Raw genomic sequence first — 13,987 nt, forward strand, 5'->3', positions numbered from 1 at the left:
ACCGCTAGTTCTTAAGCGGGTCCCCCGCACAGTTGCGGTAGTGGAGCATCTGGAATCTGTGCTCTCGCACACTCCGCCTCGGTGACAAGGCCGTCATACTTCCGGCGGCGCTGCGCGCGCCGACGCGGTACTTCGTTAAACCGCTAGCCGTTTCGTATGCAGCGGTAATTCACATTAGCGCCTGTTGTGTTGAATGCGCGTGGCACCTCAAAAACCGACTTGCCGTTTTCAGCTCCCAGCCGTATTTCGTCTGCCACCAGCCGTTTTCGCACGCAGCAGTAATTCACAATGCCGTCTGTCGTACTGAAAGCATGCGACACTTCAAAGCCGCTTGCCGCTTGCCGCTTGCCGCTTGCCGCTTGCCGCTTGCCGCTTGCCGCTTGCCGCTTTCAGCGTCCAGCCGCTAGCTATGTCTGGGGTCGTTCGCATTCGTCGAGGCGAAGCTGATGGCGCTCACTGCTCAACCGAACGGCGGTTTCCCTGGCAGACTCGTGGCGATGCACGAAGTACGGACCGGGAAGCGTGATGCCGGGCGCGCACATATATTTACCATCGGTGTTGAGAAGTACCGTTACGGCGCGCGTAGCGCCGCCGGAAGTATGACGGCCTTGTCGCTAAGGCGGAATGTGCGAGAGCACAGATTCCAGATGTACCACTATCCCCTCCAAGCCAGGGGACCCGCTTAAGAGCTAGCGGTTTGAGCTGCTTTCTTTTGCCTACTTTTCTTTGCAGCAGGCAAAGAAAAGTAGGTGCCTGCCCCGCACAGGGGCGATGCTAATAAACCACTAAGAATTCAAGGAAAGGCCAAAGCAGCCAGTTCAAGGAAAGGCCACCACCGCAGTTGCACAGCAAGAAAACAAGAAAAGACAAACACCAAAATCAAACCTGCCGAAGGCAATACTCCGCCACTGCATCCAACACAGCTTCATCCTCGCCGACTGCCGTAGCGCACTTGATCTCCACACCCGGATACAACCCACGACATCGCTCGATCACATCCGGCAGATCCTTCCGAACATGCCCGCCTTGCCCAAAAAAAACAGGCACAACAGTCACAACAGAACACCCGTCGGAGACAAGAGCACCCACAGCGGTAGGTAGATCCGGCTCCATCAACTCAAGAAAAGCCAGCAAAACCGACCCAGTGCCAGCATCAGAACCACGGGCAGCCCGCAACTTATCGGCAAGCCTCTCAAACGGCTCGCGCCATCGCACGTCTCTCGCGCCGTGCCCGAACAGCACCAACCCATGCGTAGCCATGGCAACGGCTCCTAATGGCGATCAACCCACTTCAATCCGACCAGCCCGAGCACGAGATAAACGAGCCCAGGCGTAGCCGCAGTCAACGGCGCGGGCCACGTATTCAACGTGCCAATATGCGAGAACAGCGTGTTGAACAGCTGGAAACTCATCCCCAGCATAATCCCGCCGAAAACCTTCACACCCACCACACCGGCGCGCGTATGCAGATACGCAAACGGCAGCGACAGCACCAGCATCACGAACACCGCGAATGGATACAGCAGCTTGCGCCACAGCGCGATTTCATACCGCTGCGTGTCCTGATGATTCTCGGTCAAATGCTGGATGTAGCGGAACAGGTTGAACATCGACATCCGATCCGGCGACACCAGCAGCACCGACAGGATCTGCGGCGTCAATTCCGAGCGCAGCGAATACTCAGGCAACGCCACCTGCGTCGCGCGGTACACTGGATTCAAGGCGTCGGTCGGCGTGCCCGGAGGAGGGGGGACGTCGATCAATTGCGTATCGGTCACGTCGGTCAGTTGCCAATGCCCCGGCGGCTGATACCTGCCGCTCTTCGCAATCCGCACATTCGAGAGGCGGAACTTCGAATCGAATTCGTAAATCCGCACGTTGCTGATCGTAGCGTCCGGCTTCAATTCGCCGACGTTCACGAAACGCGTGACCTGCTCGCCGTCCGCGCGCGCGGTGAGCGTGTCCTTCACCCACACACCCGACTCGAAGTTGGTCGATACCGACGACCCCAGTGCTTCGAGCCGCACGCGTTCCGACAACTGATCCGTGTACGGACCGACTACTTCGCCGATGATGTAAGTCAGGAACACCAGCGGAATGCCGATCTTCATGAGCGAGCGCAGCGCCTGATTGGTGGCGAGGCCGGACACGCGGAAAATCGTGTACTCGGAGTTCGCCGCCATTTGCGCGAACACGTAGATCGCGCTGATCAACGCGGCGACAGGAATGATTTCGTAAAAGCGCGACGGCGTTTGCAAAGCGACCCGCAGCACCGCGTACTGGAATTTGTAATTGCCGTGGCCGACGGAGTTCAGTTCGTTGATCAGGTCGAAGAAGAAGAACAGACCTGAAAACGCGAACAGAATAAAGACGAACGTGAGGTAGATCTGACGCGCGAAGTACCTTTCATAGATCCGCATCGGTCAGGCCCCCTTCGCACGGCCGAACATCGCCCGCGTGAATAGCGGCCGGTTGCGCACGCGCAGCCAGAAGATGAATGCGACGATCGCCGCCACGATGATATGCAGGCCCACCAGTCCAACTCCGAACGACATCTTGCCTTGCTCGATCCACGACTGGATCACGTTTAACAGATTCGAATACGTCAGATAAATCAGAACAGCCATCACCAGATTGATCGTGCGGCTGCGCCGCGGGTTCTGGTGCGCGAGCGGGATCGCCAGCAGCATCAGGTTGATCGCAATCAGCGGCAGGCCCGCGCGCCACGCGAATTCGGCGAGGTTGTCCTTGGTCGGGTTGCGCAGCAGCGTGAGCGTAGGCAAGCCGGTGGTAGTCGGCGTGTTGATGACCGGCTGGCTCTGGATCTTCACGCCGTAGCGTTCGAATTCCATGATGCGGAAATCGGGGTGCCCCGGTTCGCCGTCATAACGGCGGCCGTTTTCCAGCACGACGAAGCGGTCGCCGTTCTTGTGTGTTTCGGTGTGGCCGGTTTTCGACACGACCACGTTGACCTTACCGTTTTCCGTGCTGGTCACGAACACGTTCTCGACGCGCGCCTGGTCGGGCGACATCTTCTCGATGAAGAACACGCGGTGGCTGGTCGCCGACTCGCGGAATTGACCCGGGGCGAGCAGCGAGACTTCGTCGCGCTGCTGGAAGCGCGCGCGGATCAGCTTGCTCTGCTGGTTCGACCACGGCCAGCCGACGAACACGAAGAACATGATGAGAATGATGATCGGCGTGGCGAAAATACCGATTGGCTTGATGAAGCGGGTCAAACTGACACCCGAGGCGAGCCAGACGACCATTTCGGAGTCTTTGTACCAGCGGGTCAGGACGAACAGAATCGACACGAACAGGGTCGCGACGAGCATGATGGCCAGGTAGCCGATCACGGTCAGGCCGATCAGGACCAGCACGTCGCGCGGGTCGATCTCGCCCGAAGCCGCGAAGCCGACGATGCGGATCATCATCGTCGTCAGCACGAGCGTGAGGAGAACCATGAACACGGCACCAGCCGTATACGCGAGTTCGCGCTGGAGGGAGCGTTCGAAGATCATTATTGATGATGAGAGGGGGCGCTCTCAGTGACGCACGGATTGGTTCCCGTCACGTCTCCGGTGCAGCCGCCGCGGGAAAAATAGCGGATAATTGCGGCTTTCATCCTAAGCCCAGATTTTATCCGAGGACAAGCGCGATGGACTTTAGCATAAAAGCCTGTGATTGGACCAAAGGCTCGTCAAACGGTTTCCTGACCGGGAAATCGGATTGCATCGTAATCGGCGTGTTCGAGTCGCAAACGCTCTCGGGCGCTGCGCTGGAGATCGACGCGGCCACCAAGGGCCTGCTGACCCGCATCATCAAGGCCGGCGACATGGACGGCAAGGCCGGCGCCACGCTGTTCCTGCACGAAGTCTCGGGCATCGGCGCGTCACGCGTGCTGCTGGTCGGCCTCGGCAAGCAGGATGCTTTCAGCCAGAAAGCCTACGGCGAAGCCGTGCGGGCCGCCTGGCGCGCATTGCTCCCCACCAAGATCGTCCAGGTCACCTTCACGCTCGCCCAACTGCCAATCCTCGAACGTTCGGCCGATTGGGGCGTGCGCGCCGCGATCATCGCGCTGCGCGAGTTGACCTACAAGTTCACGCAGATGAAGAGCAAGCCGGACAACTCGACGCGTGCGTTGAAGCGCATCGTCTTCAGCGTCAATACCGGCGACGAGAAGGCCGCCAAGCTTGCCGCGAAGCAGGGCGCCGCACTTGCCAACGGCATGGACCTGACGCGCGACCTCGGCAACCTGCCGAGCAACGTCTGCACGCCGACCTACCTCGCCAACACGGCCAGGAAGCTCGCCAAAGACTGGAAGCTGAAGGTCGAAGTGCTCGGCGAAAAGCAGTGCGAAGCGCTGAAGATGGGCTCGTTCCTGTCGGTCACGGCCGGCTCGGTCGAACCGGCTCAGTTCATCGTGCTGCAGTATCAGGGCGGGGCCGCGAAAGCCGCGCCGGTGGTGCTGGTCGGCAAGGGCGTCACGTTCGACACCGGCGGCATTTCGCTGAAACCGGGCGAAGGCATGGACGAGATGAAGTACGACATGTGCGGCGCCGGTTCGGTGCTGGGCACGTTGCGCGCCGTCGCCGAAATGGGCTTGAAAATCAACGTGGTCGGCATCATCCCGGCGGTGGAGAACATGCCGTCGGCCACCGCCACCAAGCCGGGCGACATCGTCACCAGCATGAAGGGCCTGACGATCGAAGTGCTGAACACGGACGCCGAAGGCCGGCTGATCCTGTGCGACGCGCTCACCTACGCCGAGCGCTTCAAGCCGGCAGCGGTGATCGACATCGCCACGCTGACGGGCGCTTGCATCATCGCGCTGGGTCATCACAACAGCGGCCTGTTCTCGAAAGACGACGCGCTGGCGGGCGAACTGCTCGATGCATCGCGTGAAGCTTCCGACCCGGCCTGGCGCCTGCCGCTCGACGACGAGTATCAGGATCAGCTCAAGTCGAATTTCGCGGACCTGGCGAACATCGGCGGGCGTCCGGCGGGCAGCGTGACGGCGGCGTGCTTCCTGTCGCGCTTCACCGAAGCGTACCCGTGGGCGCATCTGGACATCGCCGGCACCGCGTGGAAGAGCGGCGCGGCGAAGGGCGCTACCGGCCGTCCGGTGCCCTTGCTCGCGCAGTTCCTTATCGATAGGGCCGCGGACGGTCGCGCTGCACAATGACGCGTTGCAGTAAGGTTGCAGGCATTGTTGTAGACGCAAAGCGGAGCCGCCGATGACGAGAATCGATTTTCACTCGAACGTCGGCGATTCGCTGCTGTATGCGTGCCGCCTGATCCGCAAGGCGTATCAGGCGGGCCAGCCGACCATCGTGCTGGCCGAGCCCGAGCGCCTGCGGGCTTTCGACGAACAGTTGTGGACGTTCTCGCCACTCGACTTCGTGCCGCACTGCATGGCGGGCACGAAGCTCGCCTCGCAAACACCGATTGTGCTGGCTTCGAGCCTCGATGATGTGCCGCACCATCAGGTGCTGCTCAATCTCGGCGTCACGGTGCCCGCGCAATTCGCGCGCTTCGAAAGATTGCTGGAAGTGGTCGGTAACGCACACGACGAACTCGCGGCGGGCCGCGAACGCTATCGTTTCTATCGCGATCGCGGCTATCCTTTGAACAACTACAAGCAAGGCAGCTAGGTTTCATTCCGCCCGCGTCGCGTGGTGTTTTGTCGTATGGATTCGACGCGTACGCGGCCTGCTTCAGCTTGGACTCAAACGCGGAGAGTGCACGTGTCCGATCCTAACGACAGTTCGATCCCGGTTCTGCACGAGATTATCGTACCGGGCAATCCTGCTCAGGCGCGCCATGCGCCAGGTAACGCGGCAACGCCGGCTACGCAGCTGGTGTTTGATCCCGAGACTGCGCAAGAACCGGTCTTCGCGCCGGAACCCGGGCACGAGCCTGAGCCGGTGCTTGCGCCAGAACCCGCGCATGCGCGGGAGGAGCCGACGCTCGCGCCGGAGCCTGTGCATGTGGCGGAGCCAGCGCATCCGGAAGAATCCGCGCATCCGAAGAAACGCTCGAGGTCACACCATGCCGCCGATCACCGGCACGGGCATGAATCTGATTTTGCGCCGTCGGCGGGCGTCTTCGATCGGGTTGAACCGCATGCGCCGATCGAGGCGGGCGCGATCGTGCCGCCGGATATCGCTCATGAGGCGCTCGCGCAGCCGCGGCCTAATCTCGATGCGGATGTCATCGCCGAACGTCTGCGTGGACGGTTTGCGGGTTTTCTGACGGGCGAGGGGCGCGGCATCATCGAAGCACGCTGCCGCGACGCGCTGCAGGATCACACTTCATGGCTCGTCAACCAGATCACGCGCGAAGTGGCGCTGGCTCTGGAGACTGAATTGACCGGCTGGGTAAGGGAAGCGGTCGATCAGGAGATCGCGCGGCGCTCGGGCAGCGCTTGATCAGGGAAGAGGGCGCACTTTTATCCGGGCGCTCTCACCACTTTCACCAGGGGCGCGTTCATTTGAGTATTCATTTAAGAAGTATCGTCATTTGAGCGTCATCACCCAGCTCGCCAGCGTAGCCGCCTGATCGGGCGTGAGCTGCGTGTTCGCGGGCATCGGCACCGTGCCCCACACCCCCGTGCTGCCATCCAGAATCTTGCGCTTCAGATAGGTAATGGCGTCTTCGTGGCCGGCGTATTTTTCGGCGACGTCATGCAGCGCCGGTCCCATGAAGGGACGCGTCACCGAGTGGCAGCTCATGCAGTTCTGCTGCTGCGCTAGCGCAAGGCCAACGGAGGCCTCCGCGTGCGCCGCGGGACTGCTGACGCTTAATGTAGCGCTCAGCACACCGGCCGCTGCAAGCGCTGCGTACGACATTGATTTCATTCTGGTCTCCGTCGGTGCAGGTGCCCGACTCGTGGTGCACGCATTATAAAAGGAAAGGGGCGCACGGTTTCCCGTGCGCCCCTTTGCGCTTTTACGTAGCTTATGTGGCTTTGAGCCGCGCGCGTGGTTCGTCCGGGGAACCCGGGCGAATCGGCCGCTTAATGCGTGCTTAGCCCGTCACTGCGCCCTTGTTGGCCGGTAGTGCCAACGCGGAGTATTTCGCCAGCACGCCATGCGTGTAACGCGGCTTCGGTTGCTGCCATGCAGCGCGGCGGCGTTGCAATTCGGCGTCGTCGATGTTCAGTTGCAGGAGCAGCTTGTGTGCGTCGATCGTGATCGAGTCGCCTTCCTGGACGAACGCGATCGTACCGCCCACGAATGCTTCCGGTGCGACGTGGCCGACCACCATGCCCCACGTGCCGCCCGAGAAACGGCCGTCGGTGATAAGGCCGACGCTTTCGCCGAGCCCCTTGCCGATGATCGCCGACGTCGGCGCGAGCATTTCCGGCATGCCGGGGCCGCCCTTCGGGCCGAGGTAACGCAGCACGACCACGTCGCCGGCGACGATCCTGTCGGCCAGAATCGCTTCCAGCGCGCTTTGCTCGTCGTCGAACACGCGGGCCGGGCCGGTGATGACCGGGTTCTTCAGGCCGGTGATCTTGGCGACGGCGCCGTCAACGGCCAGGTTGCCCTTAAGGATGGCGAGGTGGCCTTCCTTGTACAGCGCCTGTTCGATCGGAAAAATCACCTGCTGATCGGCGCGCGGCTTGCTCGGCACGTCCTTCAGTTCTTCAGCGATCGTCTTGCCGGTGATCGTGATGCAATCGCCGTGCAATAGACCTGCGTCGAGCAGAATCTTCATGACTTGCGGAATGCCGCCGGCCTTATGCAGATCGGTTGCCACGAACTGGCCCGACGGCTTCAGGTTACAGATCACTGGCACTTTCTTGCGCATACGCTCGAAGTCTTCGATGGTCCATTCCACTTCAGCCGCGTGCGCGATGGCGAGAAAGTGCAGCACCGCGTTGGTCGAGCCGCCCGTCGCCATCAGGACGGCTACGGCGTTTTCGATCGACTTCTTCGTGACGATGTCGCGCGGTTTCAGATCCTTCTTGACCGCTTCGACCAGCACGCGTGCCGATTCGGCGGCCGAGTCGACCTTTTCCTGGTCCGGATTGGCCATCGTCGACGAATACAGCAGCGACATGCCCAGCGCTTCGAACGACGAGCTCATCGTGTTGGCGGTGTACATGCCACCGCATGAACCCGTGGACGGGCACGCGTTCTTTTCGACCCCTTCAAAATCTTCCTGCGACATCCGGCCGGCCGTGAATTCGCCCACTGCTTCGAACGACGACACGATGGTCAGGTCGGTGCCCTTCCAGTTGCCCGGGCGGATCGTGCCGCCGTACACGTAGATGCTCGGCACGTTGGTGCGCAACATACCGATCATGCCGCCTGGCATGTTCTTATCGCAGCCGCCGATCACGACCACGCCGTCCATCCACTGACCTTGCACGCAGGTCTCGATACAGTCGGCGATGACTTCGCGCGACACCAGCGAATACTTCATGCCTTCGGTGCCCATCGACATGCCGTCCGAAATCGTCGGCGTGCCGAAGATCTGCGGATTCGCGTCGGCGCCCTTGACCGCGGCAACGGCCGCGTCGGCCAGACGCTGCAGGCCGGCGTTACACGGCGTGATGGTCGAGTGGCCGTTGGCGATGCCGATCATCGGCTTGTCGAAGTCGGCCTTTTCGTAGCCGAGTGCGTAGTACATCGAGCGGTTCGGTGAACGCGCCACGCCTTGCGTGATGTTCTTCGAACGACGGTTGTATGCCATGGGGGACTCCAATCTGTTTTGTTTTGATCCGTGCTGCGTGTTTGCCGCCCAGTTGGTGCGGCAGGCGCTATGCCGACGCCGCCAATGCGCTTGCCGGCAGGTACGACGGCGCTTCAGTCCAGTTTAGTTCCGACGCGTCGCGCAAGGATGCAGTTTTGCCAGGCGTGTGTCCAATATATTATTCAGGCTCGATTAGGTCGTAAAATGTATTAATCATGTTGCCCGCTATCCCTGATCTGCGCCAGTTGCGCTATTTCGTGACCGTCGCCGAAGAAAAGCACTTCGGACGAGCGGCCGCACGCCTTTCCATGACGCAGCCCCCGTTGTCGCAAGCGATTCGCGCACTGGAGGGGACGCTTGGTGTGGCGCTGTTCGCGCGGACCAAGCGTTCGGTGGAGCTCACTCCGGTGGGCGCCGACCTGCTGCCGGAAGTGCAGCGCCTGCTGTCGAGTGCCGAGGGGCTGCGGCCGCTGGCGCAGAGCCTCGCGCGAGGCGAGGCGGGAGCGCTGTCGCTGGCGTTTGTCTCCACGGCCGATTACGGCTTGCTGCCGTTGCTGCTGCGTGATTTCGGCGCGCGGCATCCACGGGTGCGCCTCGAATTGACGGAAGCCACCAGCGATGTGCAGGTGGAAGAACTCGTGGCCGGGCGTATCGACGCGGGCCTCGTGATCGCCCCGCTGCCGTCGCGCCATGCCACCCAGCTCTCGTGGTTGCCGATCGCCCGCGAGCCGCTGGTGATCGCGATGTCGACGGAAACGGCGGCGCGCGCAGGCAGCGCCGTCGGGTCCGACGGCGACCCGCGCGCCGAGTGGCTGGACACACCGATTAGCCTGCGCGACGTCGCCGACGAACCGCTCGTGATCTTCCCAAGACGTTTGGCGCCGGGCTTTTATGACATCATTATGGATTGCTACGGCGTGGCGGGCCTCGTACCCCGGGTCGGCCAGGAGGCGATCCAGATGCAGACGATCGTGAGCCTCGTGTCGGCCAGCATGGGCGTCGCACTGGTGCCGCAATCGTTGCGTAACTTGCGCCGCACTGGCGTCGTGTACCGGGCGTTCGCCGAATCGGTGCCGGCGATCGAGACGGGGCTGGTCTGGCGCACGGCGGAGGTGGGTCCGGTGTTGGCCGGGTTCATCGAAATCGTGCGAGCACATGCGGCCACCGTTGAGGCGCAGGTTGCGGCGCCTCGCGATTAGGCTCGATGCTGCCGCGAACGCATTGCAAACCGAACCGTCCAACGCATGCGCCGCATGGTGTGCAAACCGCTGGCTGCTGCTTGAAAATCGACTAGAAATCCGCTTCTGAACCTGAACTGCCCATAACAACACGATGCTCATTCACCCGAATTTCGACCCCGTTGCCATTCATCTGGGGCCGCTTGCTGTGCGCTGGTATGGACTGATGTACCTCGTCGCGTTCATCGCGGCGATCGTCGTCGGACGGCTGCGGCTGCGTTTGCCGTACGTCGCCGCGCAAGGCTGGACCGCCAGGGACATCGACGACATGCTGTTCTACGGCGTGCTCGGTACGATTTTCGGCGGCCGGCTCGGCTACGTGCTGTTCTACAAGGCGAGCTTTTACTTCACGCATCCGCTCGACATCTTCAAGGTGTGGGAAGGCGGCATGTCGTTTCACGGCGGCTTCCTCGGCGTAACGCTGGCGATGGTGCTGTTCGCGTATCAGCGCAAACGCTCGTGGCTGCAGGTCACCGATTTCGTCGCGCCGATGGTGCCGACCGGGCTCGCGGCAGGGCGCCTCGGCAACTTCATCAACGGCGAGTTGTGGGGGCGTGTGACCGATCCGTCGGCACCGTGGGCGATGCTCTTTCCCGGCGCCGCACCGGACGACGCCACCTGGCTCACCACGCATCCGCAACTGGCCGCCCAATGGCATCTGAACGAAGTGTTCGCGCAATATCACATGCTGCCGCGGCATCCGTCGGAGTTGTATGAGATTGCGCTCGAAGGCGTGGCGCTGTTCTTCGTGCTGTTCTTCTTCTCGCGCAAACCGAAGCCGCTGGGCGCGATTTCCGCGGTGTTCCTGATCGGCTACGGTCTCGCACGCTTCACGGTGGAATTCGCGCGTGAGCCGGATGATTTCCTTGGCTTGCTCGCAATGGGGCTTTCGATGGGCCAATGGCTCTCGCTGCCAATGATCCTGGTTGGCATCGGGATACTGGTGTGGTCCTATCGCCGTGCGCGGCGTCAACCGGCGCAAGCGGTCGGCGCGAACTGATCGCTACGTTTTATCGTAGTGAACACCCAATGTAAAAAGCCACGGCATGCCGTGGCTTTTTACTCTGCTGCCTCACAGCAGTGCGTCAAGCGTAAAACGCGTTACTTCATCTGCACCGAGCCAGACACGTTGACCGTCACAGTCGACGTGCCGCCTTCGAGCGGCACGGGCGCGGATGCCTTCGCATCGGCGCCCATGGCGCGTGCGCTCATCATCATCATCGGACGCGGCATGACGCCGTTGTGCCCGACGTTGACTTCACGAATCGAATAGCTGCTGTAGCCGAACGCCTGCGCCGACGAAGCCGCCTGCTCGCGGAACGACCTGATGGCTTCGCCGGTGAGCTTCTGCTCAGCAGCACGCTGCGCTTCAGGCGACAGCGAGAACTGCACATTGCCGACCTGCATGATCGATGCCATCTGGCCTGCGAGTTTCGACGCTGCGGCGAAGTCGTGCGATTCGAGCACAACTTCGGTACGGCCGCGCCATGCGGAAATGCGGCCGTCACGATCGGTGGACGGGTAGATCGAGAAGGAACCGGTGCGGGCCGTTACGCCGTTCACGCCCTTGGCTTTTTGCAGCGCCGCATCGGCGCGCTGATTCAGCGTGGAGGTAAGCGCGGACGGATCGCTCGCTTCCTGTTCGTAGAACAGCGTGATATCGACGACGTCTTGCGGCACTTCCGTGCTTGCCTGCGCATTCAGCGACAGCACGCCCGCGGGCTGATACTGCGTCACGCCTTGCGCGCGGGCCATGGCCGGCGTTAGCGCGAGCGCTGCCGGAGCGGCGCATACGAGAGCGAGAGCGAGTGCACGTGCGGTGTTTTTCGTCATTCTTGGACTCCTTGCTTGAACAGGTTTGTGCACGATTGGAGCGAGCGCCGTGCAATGGCACGACGTTTGCGAGTCCGTTAGGCGCTTGTAACCTGGGCTTGGTTCCCTAATTTGACGTTTGCTTCAACGTTTGACTTCATCCGCGCGCAGATTTGCACATGATTGCAGCAGCGGCGGGCCGCATGTGCGTATGCAGCGTCAAACAAGATGCCTGGTGATGAAGCGCCATTCGGTTTCGGTCACCGGCGTGATCGACAGGCGGTTGCCTCTGGCGAGCACGCGCATGTCCTTCAATTCCTCATGCTCGCGCAATGCGGAAAGCGGAATCAACGGGATTTTCTTCTTGAACACCACATCGACGAGCAGCCAGCGCGGCGTTTCCTGCGACGACTTCGGGTCGTAGTAGGGGCTCTTCTTATCGAATTGAGTGGGGTCCGGATAGGCGGTGGACGACACCTCCGCGAGTCCCGCAATGCCCGGCTCAGGGCAACTCGAGTGATAGAACAGCACAGCGTCGCCGACCTGCATCATGTCGCGCATGAAGTTGCGCGCCTGATAGTTGCGCACGCCGGTCCACGGCAACGTGTGTTGCGGTGCCTGGGCGAGATGGTCGATGCTTGCTTCGTCCGGTTCGGACTTCATTAGCCAGTAGCGCATGAATCGAATTGAACGTTAAAGGTTTGAGAATACAGAAGAAAAACCGAGACCCAAAGAAAAACGGCACCGGACCGAAGTCCGATGCCGTTTTGAATAAGGTCCCCGCCTTAGCCGCTAGGCCGGCATCCTGAACCGGGGGTTCAGAATTGGTCGCAGTTAGCAGCACTTCGGGTACATCAGACAGAGTGACGCGCACACCCGTGCTACAAATTTCCACAACCGTGCACATGGCATTGGTTCAAGGAATATATGACCTTGGCGAACCAGGCAGGGAGGTCAAACCGATTGAACTCAATTGTTTGCGTGAGTTTTTGCTCATGCATTCCGCTTGAATTCGCAGCCGATCTCAGGACCGGCCACTTGAAATTGTTCGAGACTGCTGGGTGCTTACTGCATGCTGTACTGCTGAATCACCGTACCCAGTTGTTCGTTCATTTGATGCATTGTACGCCGGATTTCTTCGGCGGGAAATGCTTCTCCGTGTCGCACGCTCGTTTGCAGCTTAAGCAGTTCCGATGCCAGCGACAGCGCAGCCATGACGGCAATGCGATCCGTGCCGCGCACGTTGCTGTTGTTGCGGATCTTCGACATCTCGGCGTCGACGCGTGCAACCGCTTCAAGCAGCGCGCCTTCTGTTTCCGGCGAGCAGGCGAGCCGATAAGGCACGCCGAGAATCGATACTTCGATCTGCTTGGTGGTCATGCATTTTCTCCATGGCGGGTGGCGTCGCTCTCCGCTTCGACCTCATGCGGCGCGGCGGCCTCGAGCAGATCGAGCTGATTGTCCGGCTCGCTTTGCGCACGAGCCCGCGGCAGCTTTTCGAGGATCGCATTCAGGCGTACCTGGGCGTCGTCGATCTTTGCCGACAGCGCGTCGCGTTCCGCTTGCAGCGTATCGCGCTCCTCGCGCATCAACGCGAGTTCAGTGCGCGTGGCCTCAGCTTCGGCACGCGTTTGGGCGAGCTGATCTTCGAGCGCGAGCCGCGCTTCATTGTGGCGTTGGCTGATCGTGATCAGCTTGCCGATATTCTGTGAAAGTGTTTCGAGTTCGGTGAGCATCTGCTGCGTCCTCTAAAGACATCGCATTTTAGCGCGGAATGTCGCAGGTTCCGACAATTGTCTCGTTTCGAGACGTAACAACATCGCTTTGTGCAGGCTTTTATCGACCATATGATGAAAAACGACTCGTGCATCGGACAATAACCTGCACATAACAGAACAGATTGCGCACGGATTAACCATTCTTGACGGACTGGAGGACCGCTCCTAAACTGGCCGCACTTTGGTGCCCGCGCGTGCTTTTCCATAGTGCGCGCAGTTAAACGGGAAGCAGGGTGCGCCGTTCGCCAGAACGCGCAAACCTGCGCTGCCCCCGCAACGGTAAGCGACCGCATACGTCATGCAGGTTGATCCTGATCGCGTGTTTGAAGCTGAACACGCGAGTGTGCCACTGCGCGTCACGCGTGGGAAGGCGGGATCGATGTGTCGCTAGCCCGGATACCGGCCAGAGGGAGAGGATCGCCCCCACGCAAACGTAAAACAGCGCGGGCGCCTCGT

The 13,987-nt window shown here is 61.1% G+C and carries 14 protein-coding genes, 1 other RNA gene and 1 riboswitch; of the genes, 5 read left to right on the forward strand and 10 right to left on the reverse strand.

Annotated features, from left to right (window positions below):
- Positions 1-879: 879 nt before the first annotated feature.
- From PQR40_RS31905 to lptF, 3 genes are read right to left on the reverse strand one after another with little or no spacing between them, the layout of a single operon-like run.
- Positions 880-1,260, reverse strand: coding sequence for a sirohydrochlorin chelatase (locus tag PQR40_RS31905; protein WP_408394239.1), 381 nt, complete (start codon positions 1,258-1,260; stop codon positions 880-882).
- Positions 1,261-1,271: 11 nt separating this feature from the next.
- The gene (gene lptG, locus PQR40_RS31910; protein WP_408237436.1) at positions 1,272-2,420 is read right to left on the reverse strand and encodes an LPS export ABC transporter permease LptG; all 1,149 of its coding nucleotides are present in this window, start codon (positions 2,418-2,420) and stop codon (positions 1,272-1,274) included.
- A 3-nt stretch (positions 2,421-2,423) separates the two neighbouring features.
- Positions 2,424-3,521, reverse strand: coding sequence for an LPS export ABC transporter permease LptF (lptF, locus tag PQR40_RS31915; protein ID WP_408237439.1), 1,098 nt, complete (start codon positions 3,519-3,521; stop codon positions 2,424-2,426).
- A 137-nt stretch (positions 3,522-3,658) separates the two neighbouring features.
- Between lptF and PQR40_RS31920 the strand changes: the two genes are divergently transcribed.
- From PQR40_RS31920 to PQR40_RS31930, 3 genes are all read left to right on the forward strand, one after another.
- Positions 3,659-5,185, forward strand: a complete 1,527-nt coding sequence (locus tag PQR40_RS31920) for a leucyl aminopeptidase (protein WP_408394237.1) — start codon at positions 3,659-3,661, stop codon at positions 5,183-5,185.
- A gap of 52 nt (positions 5,186-5,237) precedes the next feature.
- Entirely contained in the window at positions 5,238-5,654 is a 417-nt protein-coding gene (locus PQR40_RS31925; protein ID WP_408394235.1) for a DNA polymerase III subunit chi, read from the forward strand.
- Between the two features lie 93 nt (positions 5,655-5,747).
- Positions 5,748-6,431: a DUF2486 family protein gene (locus PQR40_RS31930; protein WP_408237447.1), complete on the forward strand. Its 684-nt coding sequence runs from the start codon at positions 5,748-5,750 to the stop codon at positions 6,429-6,431.
- Between the two features lie 87 nt (positions 6,432-6,518).
- Here PQR40_RS31930 and PQR40_RS31935 read toward each other — a convergent pair whose 3' ends face one another.
- Positions 6,519-6,860, reverse strand: a complete 342-nt coding sequence (locus tag PQR40_RS31935; protein ID WP_408394233.1) for a c-type cytochrome — start codon at positions 6,858-6,860, stop codon at positions 6,519-6,521.
- 169 nt (positions 6,861-7,029) lie between these two features.
- A complete protein-coding gene (gene ilvD, locus PQR40_RS31940) occupies positions 7,030-8,703 on the reverse strand; it encodes a dihydroxy-acid dehydratase (protein ID WP_408394231.1) in 1,674 nt (557 codons plus the stop codon).
- A 215-nt stretch (positions 8,704-8,918) separates the two neighbouring features.
- Between ilvD and PQR40_RS31945 the strand changes: the two genes are divergently transcribed.
- Both PQR40_RS31945 and lgt read left to right on the forward strand, forming a co-directional pair.
- On the forward strand, positions 8,919-9,902 hold the full coding sequence (locus tag PQR40_RS31945) for a LysR family transcriptional regulator (protein ID WP_408510638.1): 984 nt from the start codon (positions 8,919-8,921) through the stop codon (positions 9,900-9,902).
- A 133-nt stretch (positions 9,903-10,035) separates the two neighbouring features.
- Positions 10,036-10,941 carry a prolipoprotein diacylglyceryl transferase gene (lgt, locus tag PQR40_RS31950; RefSeq protein WP_408394227.1) on the forward strand — a complete coding sequence of 302 codons (906 nt, stop codon included), beginning with the start codon at positions 10,036-10,038 and terminating at the stop codon, positions 10,939-10,941.
- A 101-nt stretch (positions 10,942-11,042) separates the two neighbouring features.
- Here the strand turns inward: lgt and PQR40_RS31955 are convergent, their stop codons facing one another.
- The 5 genes from PQR40_RS31955 to PQR40_RS31975 form a co-directional block, all read right to left on the reverse strand.
- Complete coding sequence (locus tag PQR40_RS31955; protein ID WP_408510639.1) at positions 11,043-11,774, reverse strand: SIMPL domain-containing protein; 732 nt, start codon at positions 11,772-11,774, stop codon at positions 11,043-11,045.
- Positions 11,775-11,972: 198 nt separating this feature from the next.
- The gene (locus PQR40_RS31960; RefSeq protein ID WP_408237465.1) at positions 11,973-12,431 is read right to left on the reverse strand and encodes an EVE domain-containing protein; all 459 of its coding nucleotides are present in this window, start codon (positions 12,429-12,431) and stop codon (positions 11,973-11,975) included.
- Positions 12,432-12,526: 95 nt separating this feature from the next.
- Positions 12,527-12,708, reverse strand: a non-coding RNA gene (gene ssrS / locus PQR40_RS31965) — 6S RNA.
- 110 nt (positions 12,709-12,818) lie between these two features.
- Complete coding sequence (locus PQR40_RS31970) at positions 12,819-13,133, reverse strand: cell division protein ZapA (protein ID WP_064269037.1); 315 nt, start codon at positions 13,131-13,133, stop codon at positions 12,819-12,821.
- Positions 13,130-13,489, reverse strand: coding sequence for an ATPase (locus tag PQR40_RS31975; protein ID WP_408237468.1), 360 nt, complete (start codon positions 13,487-13,489; stop codon positions 13,130-13,132). Before PQR40_RS31975 ends, PQR40_RS31970 begins: the two co-directional genes overlap by 4 nt.
- Before the next feature lie 207 nt (positions 13,490-13,696).
- A riboswitch (cobalamin riboswitch) is annotated at positions 13,697-13,953 on the forward strand.
- Positions 13,954-13,987: the final 34 nt, after the last annotated feature.

The sequence above is a fragment of the Paraburkholderia sediminicola genome (assembly GCF_046026855.1).
Classification (GTDB): Bacteria; Pseudomonadota; Gammaproteobacteria; order Burkholderiales; family Burkholderiaceae; genus Paraburkholderia; species Paraburkholderia sediminicola_A.